The 23309-nt window shown below is 70.5% G+C and carries 19 protein-coding genes; 10 read left to right on the forward strand and 9 right to left on the reverse strand.

What is annotated here, in order from left to right; translation table 11 throughout:
- The 3 genes from I6A60_RS35380 to I6A60_RS35390 all read right to left on the reverse strand — a co-directional run.
- Nucleotides 1-637, reverse strand: a 637-nt coding sequence (locus I6A60_RS35380) for a hypothetical protein (RefSeq protein WP_203055803.1), incomplete at its 3' end; no start/stop codon positions are given.
- 91 nt (nt 638-728) lie between these two features.
- Nucleotides 729-2132 (reverse strand): cell wall metabolism sensor histidine kinase WalK, encoded by a 1404-nt coding sequence (locus I6A60_RS35385; RefSeq protein WP_203017748.1) that lies wholly within the window; start codon nt 2130-2132, stop codon nt 729-731.
- Nucleotides 2133-2145: 13 nt separating this feature from the next.
- Nucleotides 2146-2865 carry a response regulator transcription factor gene (locus I6A60_RS35390; protein WP_203017750.1) on the reverse strand — a complete coding sequence of 240 codons (720 nt, stop codon included), beginning with the start codon at nt 2863-2865 and terminating at the stop codon, nt 2146-2148.
- A 275-nt stretch (nt 2866-3140) separates the two neighbouring features.
- On the opposite strand from I6A60_RS35390, the gene I6A60_RS35395 reads away from it, so the two are divergent.
- The 3 genes from I6A60_RS35395 (at nt 3141) to I6A60_RS35405 (ending at nt 6032) form a co-directional block, all read left to right on the forward strand.
- Nucleotides 3141-4097, forward strand: a complete 957-nt coding sequence (locus I6A60_RS35395; RefSeq protein WP_203017752.1) for an alpha/beta hydrolase — start codon at nt 3141-3143, stop codon at nt 4095-4097.
- Between the two features lie 389 nt (nt 4098-4486).
- Nucleotides 4487-4747, forward strand: coding sequence for a hypothetical protein (locus tag I6A60_RS35400; RefSeq protein ID WP_203017754.1), 261 nt, complete (start codon nt 4487-4489; stop codon nt 4745-4747).
- A gap of 301 nt (nt 4748-5048) precedes the next feature.
- Nucleotides 5049-6032 (forward strand): phospholipase, encoded by a 984-nt coding sequence (locus I6A60_RS35405; RefSeq protein WP_307874027.1) that lies wholly within the window; start codon nt 5049-5051, stop codon nt 6030-6032.
- 362 nt (nt 6033-6394) lie between these two features.
- On the opposite strand, the gene I6A60_RS35410 is transcribed toward I6A60_RS35405, so the two are convergent.
- The gene (locus tag I6A60_RS35410; protein ID WP_203017758.1) at nt 6395-6910 is read right to left on the reverse strand and encodes a DUF4760 domain-containing protein; all 516 of its coding nucleotides are present in this window, start codon (nt 6908-6910) and stop codon (nt 6395-6397) included.
- 472 nt (nt 6911-7382) lie between these two features.
- On the opposite strand from I6A60_RS35410, the gene I6A60_RS35415 reads away from it, so the two are divergent.
- The gene (locus I6A60_RS35415) at nt 7383-7988 is read left to right on the forward strand and encodes a hypothetical protein (RefSeq protein WP_203017760.1); all 606 of its coding nucleotides are present in this window, start codon (nt 7383-7385) and stop codon (nt 7986-7988) included.
- 113 nt (nt 7989-8101) lie between these two features.
- On the opposite strand, the gene I6A60_RS35420 is transcribed toward I6A60_RS35415, so the two are convergent.
- Nucleotides 8102-9538, reverse strand: a complete 1437-nt coding sequence (locus tag I6A60_RS35420; protein ID WP_203017762.1) for an HNH endonuclease — start codon at nt 9536-9538, stop codon at nt 8102-8104.
- A 323-nt stretch (nt 9539-9861) separates the two neighbouring features.
- On the opposite strand from I6A60_RS35420, the gene I6A60_RS35425 reads away from it, so the two are divergent.
- Nucleotides 9862-10833 carry an LLM class flavin-dependent oxidoreductase gene (locus I6A60_RS35425; protein ID WP_203017764.1) on the forward strand — a complete coding sequence of 324 codons (972 nt, stop codon included), beginning with the start codon at nt 9862-9864 and terminating at the stop codon, nt 10831-10833.
- Between the two features lie 653 nt (nt 10834-11486).
- A complete protein-coding gene (locus I6A60_RS35430; RefSeq protein WP_307874028.1) occupies nt 11487-12710 on the forward strand; it encodes an ABC transporter substrate-binding protein in 1224 nt (407 codons plus the stop codon).
- Here I6A60_RS35430 and I6A60_RS35435 read toward each other — a convergent pair.
- Nucleotides 12707-13408, reverse strand: coding sequence for a TetR/AcrR family transcriptional regulator (locus I6A60_RS35435; RefSeq protein WP_203017768.1), 702 nt, complete (start codon nt 13406-13408; stop codon nt 12707-12709). The two genes, I6A60_RS35430 and I6A60_RS35435, sit on opposite strands and share 4 nt — an antisense overlap.
- A 378-nt stretch (nt 13409-13786) precedes the next feature.
- Here I6A60_RS35435 and I6A60_RS35440 point away from each other — a divergent pair, with 378 nt between their 5' ends.
- Nucleotides 13787-14617, forward strand: a complete 831-nt coding sequence (locus tag I6A60_RS35440) for a methyltransferase domain-containing protein (RefSeq protein WP_238436916.1) — start codon at nt 13787-13789, stop codon at nt 14615-14617.
- Between the two features lie 395 nt (nt 14618-15012).
- Here the strand turns inward: I6A60_RS35440 and I6A60_RS35445 are convergent, their stop codons facing one another.
- The 3 genes from I6A60_RS35445 to I6A60_RS35455 form a co-directional block, all read right to left on the reverse strand.
- On the reverse strand, nt 15013-15732 hold the full coding sequence (locus tag I6A60_RS35445; RefSeq protein ID WP_203017770.1) for a hypothetical protein: 720 nt from the start codon (nt 15730-15732) through the stop codon (nt 15013-15015).
- Between the two features lie 307 nt (nt 15733-16039).
- Complete coding sequence (locus tag I6A60_RS35450; RefSeq protein ID WP_203017773.1) at nt 16040-17509, reverse strand: aldehyde dehydrogenase; 1470 nt, start codon at nt 17507-17509, stop codon at nt 16040-16042.
- Nucleotides 17510-17767: 258 nt separating this feature from the next.
- On the reverse strand, nt 17768-18445 hold the full coding sequence (locus I6A60_RS35455) for a TetR/AcrR family transcriptional regulator (RefSeq protein WP_203017775.1): 678 nt from the start codon (nt 18443-18445) through the stop codon (nt 17768-17770).
- 141 nt (nt 18446-18586) lie between these two features.
- Here I6A60_RS35455 and I6A60_RS35460 point away from each other — a divergent pair, with 141 nt between their 5' ends.
- The 3 genes from I6A60_RS35460 to I6A60_RS35470 all read left to right on the forward strand — a co-directional run bounded on the left by I6A60_RS35460 (nt 18587) and on the right by I6A60_RS35470 (nt 23207).
- Nucleotides 18587-20050, forward strand: coding sequence for an MFS transporter (locus tag I6A60_RS35460; RefSeq protein WP_203017777.1), 1464 nt, complete (start codon nt 18587-18589; stop codon nt 20048-20050).
- 135 nt (nt 20051-20185) lie between these two features.
- A complete protein-coding gene (locus tag I6A60_RS35465) occupies nt 20186-21145 on the forward strand; it encodes an LLM class F420-dependent oxidoreductase (protein ID WP_238436921.1) in 960 nt (319 codons plus the stop codon).
- Nucleotides 21146-21485: 340 nt separating this feature from the next.
- Nucleotides 21486-23207: an MFS transporter gene (locus I6A60_RS35470; RefSeq protein ID WP_203017781.1), complete on the forward strand. Its 1722-nt coding sequence runs from the start codon at nt 21486-21488 to the stop codon at nt 23205-23207.
- The last annotated feature ends 102 nt before the right edge of the window (nt 23208-23309 follow it).

Raw genomic sequence — 23309 nt, forward strand, 5'->3', positions numbered from 1 at the left:
CCCCCGCGCCCCCCCCCCCGCGCCCCCCCCCCGCCCCCCCCCCCCCCCCCCGGCGGGGGCCCCCGGCGGGGGGGGGGGGGGGCCCCCCCCCCCCCGCGACGAGGACGCGCAGCGCCGCCCGCCGGGCGAGCGGCCAGAGCCCGACGACGACGCCGATGCCGAGTGCCACGACGGCGACCCGTAGCGCGACGGACCCGGGCGCGAACGCCCCGGTCAACGCGGAGGCCACCACCAGCGCGAGGGCCTTCACGCCCGCGAACGCGGCGAACGCCTGACGTCGGGGGAGCAGCACGAGGGCGAGGCCGGCGGCGACGACCACCATGGCCAGCGCTGTGCCGGTGGTCAGCGGAGTCGGGGCGACCTCGGCCAGTCCGCTGACGTGCAGCCCCGGAGCGGGCTGGACGAGCCGCGGCAGCCCGACGGCCGCGACCGCGAGGACCGCGACGACAGCCTGGACCGCCCGCAGCACCAACAGCGCCCCGCCGAGCTGGAGCAGCCGGGTGCCCCGTCCGCCGAGGCAGCGTGCACGGCCGTGCTGGTGTTCGTCGTCGCTGTCGTCGCTGTCGTCGCTGTCGTCGCTGTCGTCCGGGAGCGCCGGGTCGTCGCGTCGCGCGGTGTCGGTGCCGGGATGCCCCATGACGTCGAGCAGACCACCGGTTCATGCGGGTTCGATGTGAGCCGCACAGCAACGACGTGAAGGACTCGGCGGCAGTTCGGCCTGGGCCCGGCTACGGCGCCGGAAGCGAGATCCGCACCCTCAGGCCCTGTCCGGGCGGGCTGGTGGCCGTGACGCTGCCGCCGTGCGCCCCGACCACGGCCGCGACGATGGACATCCCGAGGCCGCTGCCGCCGCGCCCGCGGCCACGGTCGCGACCGTCCGCCGAACGGTAGAACCGGTCGAAGATCCGTTCGAGGTCCGCCGGGGCCATGCCGGGACCCTCGTCATGGACTACCAGGTGTATGTCGCCAGCGGCGGCCGTGCCGAGGCTGACCGTCGCGGGGGTGCCCGGCGGGGTGTGGACCCGGACGTTGGCCAGCAGGTTGCCGATCACCTGCCGCAGCGCGTCCGGATCGCCGACGACCGGGCACTCCGGCGGCACCCGGACCGCCAGGGGACGGTCCGGCTCGACGGCCGCGGCGTCGGCGGCGGCGTCTCGGACGATCGCGGCGAGATCGACGTCGGACAGCTCCAGCGGCCGGGCCTCGTCAAGGTGCGCCAGGTACAGCAGGTCGTCGACGAGGGTGGTCATGCGGCGGGTCTCGTCCTGGACCCGGCGCAGCGCGTCGTTCGTGCCCGACGGCGGCACGATGCCCTGGCGCAGCATGTCGACGTAGCCGCGCACCGAGGTCAGCGGCGTCCGGAGCTCATGAGACGCGTCGGCGACGAACTGGCGCAGGCGTTCCTCGGAGCGCCGGCGACCCTCGAAGGCGGCCTCGATCTGGGCCAGCATGATGTTGAGCGCGGCCGCGAGGCGGTCGGTCTCGGTGCGCGACCGGCCGTGCGGGACGCGGCGTTCCAGGTCGCCGGCGGCGATCGCGGCAGCGGTGCCGGTGATGTCGCGCAACGGGCGCAGACCCCGGCCGAGCAGGAACCAGGCCGCCACCCCGCCCACGGCGAGCACGACCGCCGCGGCCACGGCCTCGACCGCGACCAGCCGGCTGATCGTCGTCTCGACGGGCCGCAGCGGCAGCGCGACCAGATCGGTGATGCCACCCGGCAGCGCGCCGACCACCACCCGGTACCGGGTACCGGCCGCCACGAGGGTGAACGGCGCGCCCGCCGCGATCCGGCGGTTCAGATCGGGGACGGCGGCCAGCAGCCGGCCGCCGGTCGTGGGCTGGGCGGTGTCGCCCGCGAGCGTCACCGTCGAACCGTTCGCCTGGCGCAGCTCGACGACGAACTCGGTCGGGGTGATCACCCGTTGCGCGGCGGCGCCGCTGAGCAGGGGCACGACCCGGGTCAGCAGGGCGACGCCCCGGGTGTCGATCAGGTTCTGCGCTCCCTGCAGGCGGTCGTCGGTCTCCTGGGTCAGGTGGGACCGCAACGCCAGCGCGCTCGCCGTTCCGGCCGTCGCCAGGCAGATCGCCAGCAGGGCCAGCAGCCCGAGCATGAGGCGGACCCGCAGTGTCACGGCGCCTGCCCGGTCACGCCGGGCCGGGTCCGGGCTGCCCGTCGCGCAGCGCGTACCCGAAGCCCCGCTGGGTGTGGATGAGCGGCGGCCCGTAGGGCGCCAGTTTGCGCCGGAGATAACTGACGTACTGGTCGACGACGGTGGCGCCACCGCGGTAGTCCCCGCTCCACACGGCGTCGAGGATCTGCTCGCGGGACAGCACCCGGTTCGGGTTGACCAGCAGGTAGCGCAGCAGCCGGTACTCGGTCGGGGCCAGCTCGACGGGCTGGCCGGCCCGGGTGACGCTGTGGGTCGCCTCGTCCAGGGTGAGGTCGGCGAAGGTCAGTGGTGCCGTCCCGGTGTCGGGGGCCTGCTCCCGCCGGGTCCGGCGCAGCACCGCCCGGATCCGGGCGACCAGCTCGTCGATCGAGAACGGCTTCGTGACGTAGTCGTCGCCGCCGTAGGTCAGCCCGGCGATCTTGTCGGCGTGCCGGTCACGCGCGGTCAGGAACACGACGGGCACCTCGACGCCCTGCTCCCGCCACCGCCGGCACAGCTCCAGCCCGTCGCAGTCGGGCAGCATGATGTCCAGGATCAGCAGGTCGGGGCGCTGGGCGGTCACCTCGGCGGTGGCCTCGTGGCCCGACCGGGCGGTGACCACGTCGAAGCCGTGAAACCGCAGCGCCATCCGCAGCATGTCGAGGATGTTCGGCTCGTCGTCGACGACCAGCAGCCGTGGCCCGTCTCCCGCCATGCCGCCCCCGACCTCGCTTCTGGCCGCCGTGTCAGCGTTGCGGCCACCTCATCCGATGAACATATGAGTTCCGTTCGAACGATCCCCAGCGGGGCGGACCGCCGCCGCGCCCGGACGACCACCTGTCCTGCGCCTGGTCGCGGCGTCCAGGCGGGCGGAGCCGGCGAGTCCGCCGCGCCGCGTGGCGGTCGTGGCCCGGTGGCGTGACGATGGCTCGGCCGGTCGGGCGTGCCCCGGGCGCGCGCTCCCGCCGTCCGACTCGCGAAAGGCGCCGTATGCCCGCCAACCCGCACGGCCTCACCCTCGAGACCGCGGCGCAGGCCTTCGCGGAGGCCACCGGGAACCCGCCGTTCCTCTACCAGCTACCGCCCGCCGAGGGCCGCCGCGCGGTGGACGACGTCCAGAGCAGCGAGATCTTCAAGCCGCTGGTCGACGAGGAGTGGACCGAGATCGACAGCCCGGCCGGGCCGGTGCGGGTCCGGATTGTCCGGCCACCGCGGTCACAGGGGACATTGCCGGTCATCCTGTATGTCCACGGCGCTGGCTGGGTGTTCGGCGACGCGCACACCCACGACCGCCTCGTGCGCGACCTCTGCCTTGGGGCGCAGTCGGCCGTCGTCTTTCCCGAGTACGACCGCTCGCCCGAGGCGCGGTATCCCACGGCTGTCGAGCAGTGCTACGCGACAGCTGCCTGGATCGTCCGGGAGGGCGCGGCGAACAAGCTCGACGCCTCGCATCTCTCGGTGGCAGGTGACTCCGTCGGCGGCAACATGGCCGCCGCGCTCACTCTGCTGGCGAAGGAACGCGGGGACGTCCGCTTCGTCCGGCAGGTGCTCTTCTACCCGGTCACCAACGCGGCGTTCGACACCGGTTCGTACGAGCGGTTCGCCGAGGGCTACTTCCTGACCCGTGACGGCATGAAATGGTTCTGGGACCAGTACACCGTCGACGAGGCCGAGCGCGCACAGATCACTGCGTCCCCGCTGCGGGCAAGCCTGGAGCAGTTGACGGGCCTACCACCCGCGCTGGTCATCACCGCCGAGGCGGACGTACTGCGGGATGAAGGTGAGGCCTACGCCGCTCGGCCACGCGCCGCCGGCGTCCCGACCACCGCGGCCCGCTACGGCGGCGTCATCCACGACTTCGTCATGCTCAACGCCCTGCACGACACCACCCCCGCCATCGCGGCCGTCGCCCAGGCCAGCGCCTTCCTCGCCGCCGCCCGCGAGTAGGCGGACGTCCCTTCCGGTTTCCGCGTTGGTTCGGGCCGGATTGCATACCCAGCTGGAGATCTTCGGCCGTTCTCAGCCGGATCTCCGGTCATGATCGCCAGGCTGGTATGCATAAGTCGGGCAAACTGGGGCGCCGGTCGACCGTTTCCATACTCGACCCGCGATCATCCCTCACACCCTGCTGCGCAAGGCCACGTTGATCGCCAGGTAGGTATGGAATCCGCCTCGGACCCCCGCGGAAACCGAGCTGGACTGGGCGCGTAGCGAGCGCTGCCGCTGGTGGTAGGCGCGGCTGACCAGCGCGTTGGACCTTGCCTTCCAGTCGAGTTACGCTGCCAGTTCGGCGATCGGAGCCGAATCCGGAGGCCGGGCCCGGAGGTGCTTCACAGGTGGAACTCGAGCCCGAAGGTGCGAGGGAAAGACCTGCCGAGTCGACCGAAGAAGTCAACGGGTGCGCTGCGGTCAAGGTCGGTTCGCTACCTCGGCCGCGCCGGGATCGGATACTCGGCGCACTCTCGCTGTTGATGCTGATCGTGGGAGTGGTTCTGCTCCTCGTCTATGCGGGTCGGCATCCGCAGTCTTGTTCCGATGTGAGCCGCGAACAATACATCGTAACCTCGCCGACTGGCGGTTTCTTCTACTGCCGTTGAGTGACCGTCGGCCTACCGTTCGATTTACGCTGCTGATCAACCCAGAGTGGTGGTTTCCAGTCACCCCGGGGCCCGCTTCGGCGTGAACGGCCTTTCGGCACAGCCTGGCCGCGGGCGCGTGACCGACTGACGGACTGGCGGACGCGTGGCGCCGGCTCCCGCTATCGTCACCGAGGCGGTCGTTGATCGGACTCGGTCGGGCACGGGCTGCTGTGACGCGGCGAGGAGCATCGGGATGGTCGGACTACACCGACGGGTTTCGCGGAGACCGGTAGTCGGCGGGATAGCCACCCTCGGGCTCGTGCTGGTCGCCTCGTGCTCCGGTGCGTCGGCTTCCGGCACGCCGGCGCGGCCAGCGGCGACGAATTCGGTCGCTCAACAGGGATGCCTGCCAGCCGGCGACCCGGCCGCCTCGGTACGAGGCGGTTACGGCGTAGGCCAGACCGAGATCACCTTCGTCGACCACAGCCGGCCGACGGACGCTGCCCCGGACCGCAACCTGCCCGGCAAGCCCGACCGCACGATCCCGGTCGTCGTGACCTACCCGACCACCGCGGTGCCCGACGCGGCAACGGACGCGCCGGCCGTCGCGGGCGCCGGTCCAGCCCCGGGCCGGTTCCCCCTGGTCGTGCTGTCGCACGGGGTCACCGCGACGGGCGCCAACGTGGCAGCGGTCATCGCCGCGCCGCTGGTCCGCCAGGGCTATGTCGTCGCCTCGCCGACGTTCCCGCTTTCCAGCGGCCCGGGCGGGACCATCTTCGATCTGCCCAACCAGCCAGCCGACGTCAGCTTCGTCATCACGTCGTTGACAACGTGGACCGCGACCTCGGGCACGCCATTGGCCGGCCATGTCCAGGCGAACTGCCTGGCGATCGCCGGCCACTCCCTCGGCGCCGCCACCACCCTCGCGACGGCCTACCTCTCGTGCTGCCGTGACCCCCGAGTCAAAGCCGTCGTCTCGATGGCGGGAACTCTCGCCGCGTTCAAGGGAACCTTCGACGGCAACCCGCCCATACCGCTGCTCCTCCTGCACGGCGACCAGGACCAGACCGTTCCCGTCGCCAAGAGCACCGACATCTTCACGACGCTGCGCGGACCGCGCTACTTCCTCACCCTGCACGGCGCCAACCACGTGACAATCTTCTACGGCGCTGCCGGCCAGGCCCTCGTCCACTCCGAAGCCGCGTTCCTAGACGCCTACCTCAAGGGCGACTTCACCCCGCTGCACGCACTGCCGGACGAGGTCGGCGGTTCTGACCTCGCGACCTACCAAACGGCGACCTGAGGCACCGCAGGAGACTGACGGGCCGGGCGCAAGCTGTCGCCCAACATTCCGTTCCGTAGGTGTGGCTGACCAGGATGTTGAACGTCGCTGTCTAGCCGATTTAGGCCACCCTTTCGGCGGTCCGAGGCGCATTCGGAGGCCATGCCGGGGTGATTCGCAGGTGGAAATCCAGTCGGAAGGTGCTGGGGAACCGCTTGCTGAGCCGGTCGACTGCGCCGATGGTCGGCGTCAACAATACATGGCGACCTCGCCGGTCGGCGGCTTCTTCTACTGCCCGTGAAGCGACAGTGGCTGGTGGCGCGATGCTCATGGGGCGACTCTGCCTGTATGGTTTCCTCGCGGGTCTGCGGTGGTGGGTGATGTCAGCTCATCACGCGAAGGCTTCTCCACGGGACCTCAAGTCTTTGCTCGGACAGCTTCGCGGCCACCGCGAGATCTTCGAAGAAGCGGAAGGTGCCAACCTTCTGCTCCCGGTTTCTCTCCTGGTAGATGAATGGCGCGAGAGCGTCCCAGGCTTGGATGATATGAATCCGGACGCTGGCAAGGATTATCTCCTCGTCAACCACTCTGAACGAGGCGAGGTACGCCAGGGTCTGGAAGTGCATGACGACCCGCAGAACTCGGTCGCGCGTCTCCTGCGGAAGGCCAGATATTCCGAGCGAGCCGTTATGCTCGTGCACGAGAGTGAACTCGACGTATAGAAGGTCGTCGATGAAATCTCCGGAACTGAACTTGCCGAATACCTCCAGAAGGAACGGAATGCGATTGGCGCCGTCGGCCGCCTTTGTCTGGCGATTTGCAGCAAGCGTTGACACGATCAGGGCGGCGATCGACGCTGACAGCGCCGCAATATTGAAGGCGATGCTGGCTGTATCCATGATGCCCCGTTCTTGAACGGTCGGGTGGCAGGGGTCCCGCCGCACAACGCGTCAGCGCCTCCCGGACGTGGCCCGACTTGAACGGGCTGCCACCCGCTCTTTGTCGCAGCGTGCGGTCATCCGAAGTCTCCGCCCTTCGGCGAGGACCAAGCACAGCGTAAGCCAGCCTGATCTCTTGGACCCGGAAATGCTAGGAATCCTCCGATCGCGGGCTGCGGACGTCCGTCGATCGCGCACGGTTCGCAGGGATGCACCTGCCAGCCCGTGGCAGCTTTCGTCCGCCGGAGCGCGGGTCGGCCCTCCCCGCCGATGGGACGGGCCCAGCCGCGGTCGACGGCGCACGACCGTGCCAATCGCCCTCGGCCAAGCTCCAGCAGGCGTCGCGATGCCTAGCCGTGGCGCGGTCCGGACTCTGCCGTGGGAACTGGCTGGCCAGCCGTCCCGATCGCCTCGATCCGGATCACGGTGGTGGATGAAGCTGACAGACTACTGTCCTATGGGAACGGCGATCGCACCCTTGATAATTTCGTCAGCGGCAACCCTGGCTGGCGTTTCTATTGCCGGGATACTTGCGGAGTACAGGGAGCGCCGAAGAACTGCGGTTGATGAGCGGCGTGCCGAGCGGCAGAACCGACAAGACCACTACAAGTGGCTGCGGCAAGAACGTCGTTTGTTGTACTCCGCGACTGTGTTAAATCTGGAAAAGGCTGCGGATCAGTACAGTCGTCTGTTGGATGACCTGCTTGCCGACAGCTACACAAGGACGAACGATCCGACTCGAGAACAAAGAGCGCTCATGGAGGATCTGACTGTTGTCTCTCGTGAAGTCGCACGGCAGGTGATTGAGATTCAGCTCGTGGGCTCAGATTTGGCTGCGGCAGCAGCAAAATCTGGCAGCGACTGTCTCGACGCCGTGACCAGCCTGTTGCGTCACATGGGTGAGGCAACGGTCAGTGTAGAGGCAGATGCATTCATTCGCACGTCACAGGTCTGGAACGACCTGCGACGCTCTCTTCAAAAAATGATCGATGCGGTACGCGTCGACATCGGTTCTCCGTCGGAGCCTCTTGGACCCTAGGTTGAACCGCGCGATCAGATGATCGGCCCGCATCGCCCGGTGATATCTACGGGCGTCCGCCTACGTCCGTTGATCGTTCTTCGCATTGTTGATACCTCGGTCTGTCCGGAGCCTCAGGCTGGATGCGCTGCCCACTGGTCGAGTGCCCAGGCCATGTGAACGCGGAGATAGTCACTTCGCGGTCGCAGGTGGGGAGGGATGGCCAGCGGCGCGCCATCGAGCTTGGCTAGATCGGGAAAGTCCCCCGTTAGGGAGGGTGCGACACGCACCGTCCAGGTCTCAGCGTCGATGGTCACCTGAAAGTGATCGAAGAGGGCGTGCAGGTCCCGTCGGAGCAACAATCCGCCGCTCAGATCGTGGACTGGCGTGTCACTATATCGGTAGAGATGGGCGGCCTCGATAGCGTCCGGCGGCTGGAGGCCTGTGATCGCACAGACGTCGCCGAAACGCTGACGCAGAGCCGCACGAAACCTTGTCTGGCCGATGCGCACCTTGCCGATGACCATGCCGTGGCCACCAGGCACGTGAGCCGGAATCGCGTCCGTCCACCAGCGCTCGCCCAAACCGGCGGACGCGGAGATGATCGGTTGGAGTCTTGCGAAGTTGAGCGGGCGGATTGACTGCTGCTTGCTCCGGTTCAGGTAGACAAGTTCAAGAGACGCTACCGTTAGGCTCTCGGCCGGCCGCCATGTCCGTCCGTAGTCCGCCACGTAGACCGTGACGTTGATCTGCTCCTCACTGGGAGTATTGAATGTGGTTCCGCAAGGCGAACACTTGTATCTGGGCGTGACGGTGTGCCGCGTCTTGAAGGAGGTAGCACCGCAGGAGGGGCAGCGACGGCGGATCTTGGTCGATGTCGTCGTGCCCACCTCGTCAATCCAACCGGTACCGAGCACCATGCGGTTATCGCGCAAAACCGCCAAGCTCCCGGCTTGGACGGCCCGGTGGTTGGCCACAGTGCTGTCCCAGACGTAGGTGCTGCCTAGCACGTCGGCGTAACCAAGGTTGCCGGAAAACTGCCGCTCGGACTCGTCGATTGTGAGCAGGCTCCACGCACGGTCCTCACCGTCCGAGACCACAGGCGCAGGCGCGTCGTGCCGTTGCGCGAGATCTGCGGTCAGAGGCCGGGACTGCTCGACGACTTCTCGGAGCGCCGTGACAAACCGTTCGCGCGACTGACCGTCGCGCAGGAGCTCAAAGGCGGGCGCGGAGAGACCAAACGCGGGATCCTCGCGGTCCAGCCAGCGGCGCGGCTGCGAACTATGCGCAGGAGGCGGCGGTGAGTTGGCTTCGATCTCCCACAGAGGCGAGTGACGTAGCGCGACGACAGGATACTCCGGCGCTGCCCGTCCTTGGTCCTGGTCGCTGTTCGTCGCGAGCATCGCGGCCAGGTCGGCACGGGCGTGCGACCACCGGGTCAGTCGAGTGTCCTCTGTGGCGGCGCGCTCTGCCGCCCACAGCAGGACTAGCGGTTGATACGGCAGCTGCGCACCCTGTCGAGACGCCATCCGGAGCATCGCCAGCGCATCGATGGCGTCGTCGAGATCCACCACCTAACGGTACGGCGGACGTCGCGGAAGCCTGATGTGGGAGATTCCGCGCTGCATCCGTCGACTCTCGCGGAAGATGGTTCGACGGCGGTCAGCGCGGGCCGGAATCGTCGTCGTGGCCGGTGATGTCGGCCCATCCGATTGGGCCCGGTGCCGCGAATCACCAAACCGCCGTGGTGGATGGTGGCGTGGTGGAGGCCAGGGACCGCCGTGCCAGCGAGATGGCCCCTGCACCGGGTTGCCGCCACGCCCAGTCCACCACCACAGAAGTTGGGCCAAGTCAAACTATGGCCACGGAACCGCAGCTCTCATAGCATGCCGCCATGCTGTTTGGCCTGCACTTTGACTTTCGCAACCCGGACTTCGCCCAGACCGCGATGGCGGACCGGTACGCCGCGGCGCTGGACATGGTGCAGTGGGCGGACGAGCTGGGCTGCGTGAACATCACGGTCGCGGAGCACCACGGCTCGGCGGACGGGTACTTACCGAGCCCGGTCCCGATGCTCGCCGCGATGGCGGCCCGGACGACGAACGTGCGCTTCGCGATCACCGCGCTGATCGCGCCGTTCTATGACCCGTTGCGGCTGGCCGAGGACCTGGTCGTGCTGGACAACCTGAGCAGGGGGCGGGTCGATCTCATCGTGGCGGGCGGGTATGTGCGCGAGGAGTTCGCGATGTACGGCGTCTCGATGAAGGAGCGGCCTCGGCGGGTCACCGAGCTGGTCACGACGTTGAAAGCGGCGTTCACCGGGGAGCCGTTTGAGTACCGCGGTCGTCAGGTGCAGGTGACCCCGGCGCCGTTCCGGGCTGGTGGGCCTTCGATCAAGCTTGGCGGGAGCAGTGAGCCGGCGGCGCGGCGGGCGGCGCGGATCGCCGACGGGTTCGTGCCGACCGATCCGGGGGTCTGGGAGTTCTACCGGGACGAGGTGCGGCTGCTGGGGCGGCCGGACCCGGGGCCGAGCCCGACCGGCTCGTCCCAGACCGTGGCGCTCGCGGAGGACGCCGACCGGGGCTGGGAGCGGATGGGGCCGTACTTTCTGCATCACACGAACGCCTACGGGGCGTGGCAGGCGCAGGACGACCTCGCGAGCCCGTACCGGACGGTGTCCGACCTTGAGGCCCTGCGGGCGGCGGGGCGGCTGCGGGTGCTGACGCCGGAGCAGTACGTCGGCGAGCTGGCGGCGGCGCCGGTGCCGTTCGCGCATTTCCACCCGTTCTGTGGTGGGATGCCGATCGACCTTGCCTGGTCGAGCCTGCGGCTGTTCGAGCGCGAGGTCCTGCCCGCGTTCGCCTGAGCGAACCCGCCGAACGGCCGGCGCGCGCTGGCCATGGTCGCGGCGTCGGGGCTGAGACGGTTGCGTTCAGCCTCGAACGCGGCCGTCCGGGCGCGCAAATAGTGATCAAGGAACGAGGGGTCGTCGCCGGGGTCGGCGGCGGCCCCTCTGCCTTGGCCTGAGTTCGGGGCGAACGGCTCGAACGCGCGGCCAGGTTCGCCTCGGGCGCTGCGGATACGGCCTGGGCCGGCGCTAATCGTGCTGATCGCGTCGTGTGGGACGCGTCCTAAGCCGCCCGCGAATCACGCGAGATGAGAATCGTATTCTCGCGTCAAAGATAGTGACCGCTCACCCCATCTTGGCTCAATCGGCACGGCTGGACGGGCTCCGGCGACATCCCTACGATAGCTGAGGATGAACTCATGTTTCAGATTGTCTAACGGCGGTGTCAGTCGCGCTGTGATCGCGCGGTGAACCCCGGCGCGGCCGTTGGGCGGCGAATCAACAATGGCCCAACAGTTGGAGGTAGACCTGTGGGGAAAGCGCGTGGTGGCCGAGGCCCGCGTCGCCGGTCGGAACCGGTCCGGTCCCAGGCGAGCGGTGACTCCGTCCCGGCCTTACCGGCCACGCGCCCGGGACGGCGCGCCGTCGTCCTCGGTGCCTCGCTGGCGGCGGTGGTCGCCGCGGGGTGCGCGGCGGGGCCGGGGAGCGCGACCCAGGCCAGGGCCGCGGACTGCACAACTCCGGGCGTCAGCGGTGACACGATCAAGGTGGGGCTGATCTACCCGGACACCGGCTCCCTGACCGAGGCGTTCAAATCGGCGCGTAGCGCCGTGGAAGGCCGCATCGGTCTCGCCAACGCCAATGGGGGCGTCGACGGGCGCCAGATTCAGCTCGAATGGCGCGACGACGCGGGAACCCCGAGCGTCAACGCCTCGGCTGCCGAGGACCTGGTCGAGAACCAGGGAGTTCTCGGGCTCATCGAGCTGAGCACGGCCGTCTCCGGGTCCGCGGGATATCTGGACCAGCACGGAATTCCGGTGACCGGCCTGACGGCTGAGTCGCTCTGGAACGACCACGCCAATATGTTCTCGTTCTCCTATCTGTTCGTCTCCGGCTCCCTGGTCAGCACCTTCGGCGAATACGCGAAGGCCCAGGGCGGGACAAAGGCCGCGGTACTCCAGGACGGCGCCGGCGCCTCGGCGGGGATCGCCGACCAGCTGGTGGCGAGCCTGGCCAGCCAGGGAATCACGACCGTGAAGCGGGTCGGGTTCACGACCGGGCAGAGCAGCGCCGCCCGCGCCGCCGACGAGATCATCGCCAGCAAGGCGGACGTCATCGTCGGCACCGTCGCGATGAGCAGCATCGCCGAGACGCTCGCCGCCGTGCGGGCCCGTGGCGGCAACCCGAAGGTCGTGCTGAGCCCGACCGGTTACGACCCGCAGCTCGTGCGCCAGCAGGGCCCCTCGATCGCCGGACTGACGATCTGGCTCAACTACACGCCCTTCGAGGCGAAGTCACCGGCCATCGCCAACTACGAGAGCGCGATGGCGCAGTTCGCCCCTGAGCTGGCGGAGCCCGACCAGGAGGTCGCCGTCGCGTCCTACATCAGCACGGACCTGTTCGTGCGGGGCCTGGAGGCGGCCGGCCCGTGCCCGACCCGCGCGGCCTTCATCAAGAACCTGCGGGCCGTGCGCGACTACGACGCCGGCGGCCTCGTCCCCGGCGCGATCGACCTCTCCGACAACCGCGGCAAGGCCAGCACCTGCTACGCCTTCGTGCGCGTCAACGCGGCGGCGACGGGCTTCGACGTCGTCAAGAAGCCCGACGGGTCGGCGCAGTGGTGCGGCCAGCGACTGGTCCCGGGCACGGCCTCGGCCTCGGGCGGCGCGGGCTAGCCGGGCCGGGCCGCGGCGGACTCCCGGGCGAGCTCGCGGGTGTAGCCGGCGAGCACCGTCCGGACCTCGTCGAGGTGCCGGTCGAGCGCCGGACCGGCACTGACGGCGGACAGGATGAGCGCGGCGGTGATCGTCAGGTAGGCATGGGTGGCCGTGGCCCGGCGCTCGGCGGGCAGGTTCGGGGCGTAGTGGGCGATGTAGCCGTCGAGGTAGGTGATCCACGGGCCCGTCTCGCCGGGAGGCTCGCGCAGGGTGGTCGCCAGCAGGCCCTTCGCGCCGGGCAGCTCGTCGAGCACCTGGCGCAGGGCGGTGACGAACCGTTCGACCGACTTGTCGATGCCGGCCATCGGGTCGGCGTCATCGGCGCCGGTGCCGTCCGCCCCGGCCGGCGGCGGCGCGTGGCGGCCGGCGCGCAGGCCCGCGGCCGGGGTCGCGTCCCCGATCGGGTGCGGCTCGACGGCCTGCCGGAGGTGGTCCGCCCACCGGGCGGACAGCGTCGTCTTCAGCGCGGTCTTGTTCTCGAAGAACCGGTAGACCGAGCCGATCGACACGCCGGCCCGGTCGGCGATCGCGTCCATGGTCGTGGCGTCCACGCCCACCTCGTCGAACAGCCCGCCGGCCGCCTCGAGGATCCGCTCGAGCGTGGCGGCACTACGCGCCTGCCGCGCGTGTACCCGCACTCCGACGTCACGCGGCATCTACGGTCTCCTGATCGAGGTCGACGTCCTGAAAGATGAGGATATCCTCAGCTATCTCGCGGGGCGGTCGTCGCGCGGCGCCACGCGTCCGTGGTTGCGCGCGGCCGGCTCCGGGCCGGGGCGTGCGTCTCGACCGCCCGTCCTGCTGCTTACCACGACCGACAGGGGCGTACGCGCGCTGGGCACTGACGGGCCGCGCGGCTCCGGCCAGGGCCGGCGACTTCCAGCACGGCCGGGTCACGCCAGCGAACCTGGCCACCCTCGCGCGGCCTCGCGCCGCTCCGGCTCGACTCGGCTCACGGGTCCTGGCCAGTTGAGCGCGATCTGTGGCCGAACGGGCGGAGACGCGGGCGACTTTCTGCCTGTACACATCAGGTCATGAGCGAAACACCGCGCGCCGATCGGGGCGGCCCATCAGTCGAGCCCGCCGGAGACAACCACGACGTGACGGTGCGCCGTTCCTTCGACCAGCAGACGAAGCTGTTCACCGGGAATGACGCCGTCTTCGCCGCCCCGCTGTCACCGGCGCCGCCGTGGCTCGGGGCATTACGCCCGGACATGATTGTGCTCGACGTCGCATGCGGTGCCGGTCATCTCGCCGAACAGGTGGCCCCGCATGTTCGCCAGGTCATCGGGCTGGATCTCACGGGCACCCTGTTGGGGCTGGCCGCGGACCGGCTCGGCGCGGCCGGCATCACCAATGTCCTGCTGCAGGAGGGCAACGCCGCGCGGCTGCCGTTCGTCGACGGATCCTTTGACCTGGTGTTCTCCCGGTCGGCGCTGCATCATTTTCCGCGGCCGGGGGAGCCGGTCGCGGAAATGGTCCGGGTGTGCCGGCCGGGCGGGTCCGTGGCGATCTCCGACATGGTCGCGCCGAGCCCTGACCTGCGCGAACCGTTCGACGCGCTGCATCGCAAGCTCGACCCCTCGCACGCCCGCGCGCTGCTCTATCCGGAACTGGAGGAGCAGTTGCGCTCGCGGCTCGGACCGCTGGCGGCCAGCGCACTGGGCCAGCGCGGAACACTTCCCCTCGACCGTATCCTGACTCCCGCCGCCGACCGGGACGCCGTTGCCGCCGACCTGCGCGCCGAGCTTTCCGGCGGCCCGAGAACCGGATTCGGCCCCGAGCTCTCCGACGGCCAGCTGATGGTCTCCTTCACGACAGCTTCCGTCCGCGCGGTCCGGGCCGTACCAGTTCCGGGCGTGTGATCGCGAGTTTGGCCCTGGAGCGGTCGCGGAAAGTCGCCGGTCACGACCACTTCAGGGCCAAGACGGCGATCACCGAAAGGTGACGGAACCGTTCCGGCGAAATCGATCGGCGCGGACCATTGTCGAGCAGCGGAATTGCCGTTTGCCGGAAGCCGGGCGCCGGGGCCGCGGGACGCTGCGCCGGAAATGCCGGGACGACGGCTAGTGCCCGACCGCCAGGGTCGGCCCGTCGCCTTGATCGCCGTTTCCGCCCTCTGGTGGCTACGAAACAGGCCTGGCAGCGACCACCGGAAGGCTGAAACGGCGATCATGGGGACGCCGGAACGGGCGAACCTTGCCGGAGGCGGACTGGCCACCGATTTCGGCGATGGTCCGGCGGAAAGACGAGTGCCGGGTCAGTCGGTGACCGCGACCGGCTGACTGCCGAGCGGGCTGGTCCCGGCCGGTGCGACGGCCACCGCGCCGGCCCCGCCCCCCGCGCCCCCGACGCCACTGGCGCCCCCGATGACCCCGGCGCCCGGCCCGCCCCTAGCGGTGCCAGGCTGCGCGCCCACCGGGAACGGCACCGGGATGAACACGAGCGACGGCCAGGGGACGGTACGAGTCAGGATCGTGACCGACACCGGTGTCGAGTTGACGGCCGGCCCGGTCGGCGGCTGGCCGGTCGCGGTGGCGACGTTCGTGACGCCGCCGGCCGCGACATCGGCCTGGGTCGTCGTATAGGTCGCCACGCACACCGTCGACGCACCGGGCGCGAGGGTCGTCCCGTCGCAGTGGACGGAGGCGCCAGCCAGCGAGCTGCGCAGCGTGACGCCGGTCAACGGCACGGCACCGGTGTTGGTCACGGTGTACCGGAAGTGCAGGACGACGCCGGCCGAGGCGAACGACGACTCCAGCTGGGGCAGCGCCGCCAGGCCGATGCTCGCCGCGTCGGCCCGCGTGAGCGTGAAGCTCGCCCCGGTCGAGGCGGCCGCGTCCTGGCCGGGGGCCGGGCTGTCCACTGCCCCGGCCGACGACGGCGCCCACAGGCCTGTCGCCGTCAGCCCGACCGCCACCGCCAGCAGCCCGAGGCGCCGGGCGAGGACCCCGCGCGGCAGCCGGCGACCCCCCGCCATCCGCACCACGGGCCGAGTGTTACACAGAGTAACCAAGGCCCGGCGCGGGGCCGCCGCGGCGTGTCGCGGCCCCGGCGCCGGCCGGCCCGGGGGCCGATTCGCCCAGATCGGGCCGGCGTGAGCCCGCTCGGGACGGCCGTCGGATGACCGGCCGCCCCAAGCGGCGGGCTACCGCCCGGCCCGGCGAGATCGGCCCGGTGGCTTGATCGCCGTTTTGGCCCTCCCGTGGTCACAAAAACGCCGCGGCTACAGCCACGCGAGGGCCAAAACAGAGATCTTGCTGGTCACGGGACGAGGCGAACCGGCCCTAGCCGTGGGGGTGGACGATGGTCTGCGTCTCCAGGTAGGCCGCGATGCCCTCCGCGCCCATCTCGCGGCCGATGCCGGACTGCTTGAACCCGCCGAACGGGTTCTTCAGCTCGACGACCGTGCCCGAGTTGATCGCCATGACGCCCGTCCGGACCCGCCTGCCGACGGCAGCCCCGTGCTCGGGGTCGCCGGTCCACACCGAGCCGGACAGGCCGTAGTTCGAGTCGTTGGCGATGCGGACGGCGTCGTCCTCGGTGTCGTACGGGATCACCGACAGGACCGGCCCGAAGATCTCCTCCTGGGCGATCCGCATGCCGTTGTCGACGTCGGCGAACAGGGTCGGCTCGACGTACCAGCCCCGGTCGAGCGCGGGCCGGCCGCCGCCGCGGATCAGCCTGGCGCCCTCGTCGACGCCGGTGTGGATGTAGCCCTCGACCCGGTCGCGCTGGCGTTCGGCGACGAGCGGGCCGACGACCGTCTCCGGGTTGGCGGGGTCGCCGACCCGGGTCTCGGCGACGAGGTCCGCCAGGCCGTCGACGATCTCGGTGTAGCGGGAACGCGGGGCCAGGATCCGGGTCTGGGCGGCGCAGACCTGGCCGGTGTTCATGAAGACGGCGGGCATCAGCGCGGGCAGCGCGGTCGCGACGTCGGCGTCGTCGAGGATGATGGCCGCCGACTTGCCCCCGAGCTCCAGGGTGCAGCGCTTGAGCTGCTCGCCGCAGATCCCGCCGATCCTGCGACCGACCGCGGAGCTGCCGGTGAAGGAGACCTTGTCGATTCCCGGGTGGCGGACCAGCAGCTCGCTGTTCTCCCGGCCGGAGGTGATGATGTTGATGACGCCGGGCGGGAGCCCGACCGACTGGAGCACCTCGGCGAGCAGGTAGCCGGTCAGCGGGGTCTCCGGTGCCGACTTGATGACCATCGTCGAGCCGGAGGCGAGGCTGGCGCCGATCTTCGTCGCGATGAGGAAGAGCGGCACATTCCACGGGACGATGCCGGCGCAGACGCCGACCGGGGCCTTGACTACGGTGACCGGCGCGAGCAGGCCCGGACGCTCCTCCTCGAACGGGAAAGTGTCGAGGACGCTGGCGTAGCCGTCCAGGACCATGGCCGCGGCCAGGGTGTTGCCGAACAGGGCGAAGGTCGACGGCGCGCCCATCTCGGCGGTGACCGTGTCGGCGAACTCCTGTGCGCGGGCCTGGATCGCGGCGCCGATCGCCCGGATCATCGCCGCCCGCTCGGCCGGGGAGGTCCGCGGCCACGGGCCGTCGTCGAAGGCCGTGCGGGCGGCCGCCACCGCCCGGTCGATGTCGGCGCCGTTCGCGTCGGAGACGGTCGCGATGACCTGCTCCGTGTGTGGCGAGATCACGTCGATCGTGCCGGTTCCCGCCGGCGCGACCCATTCTCCGCCGACGAACAGGCGGTCCTTGACGATGACGGACGAGGTCTGCGGTGGCGCTATGGACATGGCTACAGCTCCGCGCGAAAGGGAGGTCGACACGACGGCGTCGGATTACGCCGCGAGAATCCGGCTGCGGATCTCTCCGAGCCACGTTCGCCACCGCCGGCGACCGGCCCGGGCGGGCCCGGCCCACCTGGGGCCTTGCCGCACCACCCGCTCCGATCGCGTGACGAACCTGACGAGCAGCGTGTCATGACAAACAGGGCGAAGCAACAACAGCATTGCGAGTGCGATGCGCGGTGCGCGAGCGGCCGTGGCCGGCTGTCAGAGGGTGGCGACGCCGGCGAGAAAGAGGTCGACGCCGGCGAGGAACTGCGCGCGGTCGTCGTGCTCGGCCAGTTGCGTCGCCACCTGGCGCAGGAACGGGAAGCGCGCGGGGTCGAGCCGCTCCCAGCTCGCGGAGACCGTCCCCAGGAAAACCGATCGGTCAGTGCCGGGCACGACCCGGCGGGCGTTCGCGGCGTTCTGTCCGGCCACGCCGACGATGTAGCTGACGAGCGCGGTCACGGCGTCGAACTGCGCTCGTTCGGGTACCCCGAGCGCCTGTAGCTGCCGGCCGACGCTCTCGAAGATCTGCATCATCGCGGGTGGCCACGGCGCGCGGGAGAACTGGGCACCCACCCACGGGTGCGCGTCGATCGCGTCGAAGATCCCGAGGGCGATCGCCCGGATCGCCTCCCGCGGCTGGGCGTCGTTGACCCCGTCCGTCATGACCCGGGCGATGACGTCGTCCGTGGTCGCCGCGAGCAGGTCGTCCTTGTTGGCGACGTGCCAGTAGATCGCTCCGCTCCCGGTCGCCAGGCGGGTCGAGAGCGCACGGAAGGTCAGCGCGCTCTCGCCGTCGGTGTCGAGGATCTCGGTGGCGGCCTCGACGATGCGCTCCTTCGACAGCGCGTCCGCGCGCCGTTCGGTCCGCCGCGCACTGGTCGCCATGGGGACCATCTTGACACGACTGGAACGCCGTTCCAGAGTATGCCGATGGAACAGCGTTCCAGTCGGCCGTGTGAAGAACCCGAGGACGACCCCGGTCCCGATCGTCCGTGCGGGTCTGCGCGGCCCCGACCCGACGGAGAAGGAGTGGGAATGACGCAGGCTCTGACGCTTGACGCCTCTCGCGCGCCACGATCCCTGCGCGCGGTGTGGCCCGCGATGGTGGGGCTCTCGGCGGTCTTCCTGGTGGAGATGCTGGACAACACGCTCCTGAACGTCGCGCTGCCGACGATCGGGCAGGACCTGCGCGCGTCCACCACGCAGCTGCAATGGGTGACCGGTTCTTACACGGTCGTCTTCGGCGGTCTGATGTTGTTCTTCGGCGCCGTGGCGGACCGGTTCGGGCGCCGCAGGGTGATGTTCGTCGGTCTGGCCCTGCTGGCCCTGGCGAGTTTCGGCACCCTGTTCGTGCGGACCGCCGACGAGCTGATCGCCGTTCGCCTGGTGATGGGAACCGCGGCCGCGATGACCGCGCCCGGCTCGATGGCGCTCTCGTTTCGGCTGTTCGAGGAGGACGCGCTGCGCATGCGGGCGAGCGCCGTCATCTCCTCGGTCGGCCTGGTCGGCGTCGCCGTCGGTCCGACCGTCGCGGGCCTGCTGCTCGCGGTCACCCCGTGGCAGGTCCTGCTGGTGGTCAACGCGCCGGTCGCCGTTCTCGCGGCCATCGGCATCCGCGCCGGCATTCCGGCCGACACGGCCGAGGACCTGCACCGAGACCCGGTCGACGTTCCGGGCGCGATGCTCGGCACGCTGACGATCGCGCTCGCGCTGGTCGCCCCGACCCTGTTCGTGCAGATCGGCGCGGGCTCCCGGCTGCCCTGGGCCTGCGCCGCCGGAGCGGTCGTCAGCGCCGGGTGCTTCATGCTGCGCGAGCGCGCGGCCCGCCATCCTCTCGTGGACCTGCGCCTCGTCGCCCGCCCGCTGGTCGCGAGCGGGCTCGCCTACCAGTCGGCGCTCGGCCTCGCGACGGCTGGTCTCACCTACACCGTCACGCTGCAGCTGCAGCTGGCCTGGGGATGGTCGCCGGCCCTGGCCGCGGTGGGCATGTTCCCGCTGGTCATCACGATGATCGTGCTCGGCCCGTTCGTCGACCGGATCGTGGACGGGCTCGGCGCGGGCCGCGCCACGACCCTCGGTGCCACCGCCGTGGTCGCCGGGCTCGTCACCTACGGGTTGCTGGGCCGGTTCGGCTACGGGTGGATCGCCGTCGCCCTGGTGCTCGTCTCCGCTGGCATGCGGGTCGTCATGATCACCTCGGCGGTGAACGTCCTGCGGGGTCTGCCGACGGAGCGGACCTCGCTCGGCGCCGCGCTCAGCGACACCGCGCAGGAGGTCAGCAACGCCGTCGGAGTCGCCGTCAGCGGGACGGTCCTCGCCGCGGTCTTCGTGGGCGACATCGCCAGCCCGCACTGGACGAACGCCCAGGTCTCGCAGTTCGAGAACGCCGTGACGATCGCCATCCTGGCGCTCGCCGCCGTGGCGGCGGCGCTCGTGATCGGGGCACCGCTGCGTGCTCGCGCCTCGAAGGCCACGGCGGCCGCGGCGTCGGAGGCCTGATCGGGAGCGCGGCCGCACGCGTCCGGCCAAATCTGACGGCCCGCGCGGCCGGCTGCTTTAATGCGGCTGCCTGGCTTTGGGGTTGGTCATTCCCGGACGGTCGGAGGGTTCGTGACTGGTAGTGCGCGCTGGGGGATGACGATTCCCGTCGACGGGGTGCCACTGCACCGCCAGGCGGAGGTGGCCCGGGAGCTGGAGGGCCTCGGCTACACCGATCTGTGGACGGGCGAGGGCACCTCGACGGACGGTTTCACCCCGCTGGCGGTCGCCGCGGCCGTCACCCAGCACGTGCACCTCGGGATCGCGATCGCCCCGGTGTTCACCCGCGGCCCGGCCCTGCTCGCGCAGACGGCGGCGACCCTGGCGGCGACGGCCCCCGGGCGGTTCTCGCTAGGCCTCGGGTCCTCGTCCGACGTGATCGTGGAACGGTGGAACGCCGTCCCCTTCACCCGGCCGCTGGCCCGGACCCGGGACCTCCTGCGGTTCCTGCGCCGGGCGCTGGCCGGCGAGCGGATCGACGAGCAGTTCGACACGTTCGCCGTGCGCGGCTTCCGGTCGGCGATCATCCCCGACCCGGCGCCAGGGCTCCTGGTCGCCGCGCTGCGGCCGAAGATGCTCGCGCTCGCCGGCGCGGAGGCGGACGGCGCGATCCTCAACTGGCTGTCCGCGCCCGACGTCGCCCGGGTCGCCCCGACGGTGCTCGGCCAGCCCGGAGTGACCCCGGCGGGGCGGCGCGAGATCGTCGCCCGGCTCATGGTCGTGCCCACGGCCGACGCCGACGCCGCCCGCCGGGTCGGGCGCCGCGCGATCGCCGCCTACCTGAACGTCGGCGTCTACAAGGCGTTCCACCAGGACCTCGGTCGGGACGCGCTGGAGCCGATGTGGAAGCTGTGGGCCGCGGGTGACCGGGCCGGCGCGCTGGCTGCGATCCCGGACCACGTCGTCGACGAACTGATCGTGCACGGCCCGCCGGAGGCCTGCCGCGAGCACGTCGCCCAGTACGTGGCCAACGGCGTGACGGTTCCCGTGATCTTCGTCCTGCCCGCCGAGGGCGTCGACTCCCTCCAGGCCTGCCGCGACCTCGCCCCTCGCTGACCCCGCCCGACGCGACCCCGGCCCGCCGCGAGCCCGGCCCCGCGGCGCCGGGTGCCGCGCCCGGCCGTTGCCGGCCGTGCACGCCTGGTCGCGCCTTGGCCGCTGCTGCCGCTTTTGTCGCGTTTGTCGCGCGCTCGGACCGCCGCGACGGGGCTGATGGACGCCGCGCCGCCAAGAAGCGGTAAATAGCGGCCGATCTCTTGACTGGTGCCGGCGCATTGTAGATCCTGCCAGCGGCGCATGAATGTACGGTTCGTCACATTCTCGAGCTGCAAGACCTGAGCCGGCCTGCGCGCGGGCAGGCGACGCCGCCGTCGCGCGCGAGAAGAGGGAGCAACAGTTGTCCAGCGACACCTCGGTCAGGAGCGATCAGCCGACCGCCGACGACGGCTTACCCAAAGTCAAGGGCGGTATCTGGGGCCGGCAGCTCGCGCACTACCCCGCCACCGCGCCACGCGCGTTCTACCTGGCGATCGTGGTCCTCACGACGATCGTCCTGTACTACGAGCTGTACATCCAGGGCGCGGTCGCGACGTCGATCATCAACCGCTTCGACATGTCGTTCACGTACTTCGTGTACATCTCCGTGGCCGGCGGCGTGACCGGCGCGCTCGCGTCGGTCACGGCCGGGCTCGCCGACCGCTGGGGCCGGGCCAACCTGGTCACCTACGGCGTCCTGCTGACCGGCGTGCTGATGGTCGTCGGCCTGCCCAACGCGGGCAGCAAGCTCGTCTACCTGATCCTGTTCGCGGCGCTCAGCGCCGTCGAGGGCGTCATCCTCGTCGCGACGCCGGCGCTGGTCCGGGACTACTCGCCGCAGCTCGGCCGGGCGTCGGCGATGGGGTTCTGGACGCTCGGGCCGGTCGTCGGCAGCCTCGTCGTCACCGAGGTCTCCAGCCACACCTTCCACGGCAACCACTGGGAACAGCAGATCAGGTACTCCGGCTACGCCGCGCTGGCGGTCGGGGTGATCGCGTTCATCGGGCTGCGGGAGCTGTCGCCCCGGCTGCGCGACCAGCTCATGGTCACACTGCGCGACCGGGTGCTGATCGAGGCCAAGGCTCGTGGCGTCGACCCGGAGCAGGCACTGCAGGGCAGCTGGCGTCAGATGCTCAAGCTGGACGTCGTCGGGTCGGCGCTGGCGGTCAGCCTGATGCTGATCTTCTACTACACGGCCGTCGGGTTCATCGTCACCTACTTCGCGACGAACTTCGGCTACTCGCTGAACCGGGCGAACAGCCTGGCCAACTGGTACTGGATCACGAACGCGCTGGCGCTGATCATCGCGGGCGTGGTCTCGGACTGGCTGAAGGTCCGCAAGCCCTTCATGGTGTTCGGTGGCGTGATCGCCGCCGTCGGCATCGCGCTGTTCGCGGTCAAGGCGCATGACGCCTCGACCAGCTACTACACGTTCGCGGTCATCTTCATCATCATCTCGGCCGGCGGGGGCATCGCCTATGCCACCTGGATGGCGTCGTTCACCGAGACCGTCGAGCGGCACAACCCGGCCGCGACGGCGACCGGCCTCGCGGTCTGGGGCGGCGTGCTGCGCACGGTCGTCGCCATCGTCCTGACGATCCTCGCGGTGACGCAGACGGCGACCTCCGTCCTGGTCGACAAGGGCCCGGCGACGCAGTCGATCCTCGCCAAGTACCCGCAGCAGATCGCGACCGCGCAGCTGATCGACCCGGCGACGTCGGCCGCGCTGAGCAAGAACCCGAACGACACCGCGGCCGGGCTGAAGGCGGCCGGCGAGGTTCAGAAGGGCGCGAACGTCGACCTCACCGAGGCGATCAAGCGCCTGCTCGCGCTGAAGGCGGTGCCGAAGGCCGACCTCGCGTACATCCAGACGAACGGGCCCAAGGTGCTGCAGGCCCAGAAGGACTCGCCGAACCAGTGGCGGACCTGGTGGTGGCTCTGCTTCGCCGGCCAGATCCTCTTCCTGCCGTTCATCTTCCTGATGGCCGGCCGCTGGAGCCCACGCAAGGCGCGCGAGGACCTGGCCGAGCACGAGGAGCGCGTGCAGCAGGAGCTGGCGGCGCTGACCCCGCAGGAAGGCTGAGCCAGCGCGGCGGCCGCCGCGCACACCCGTGAGCGCCCCCCCGGGGGGGGGCCCCCCCCGGGGCCCGGGGGGCCCCGGCCCGGGGGGCGGGCGGGCGGCCCC

Origin of the sequence: Frankia sp. AgB1.9 (assembly GCF_016786355.1) — a bacterium.
Lineage (GTDB): Bacteria > Actinomycetota > Actinomycetes > Frankiales > Frankiaceae > Pseudofrankia.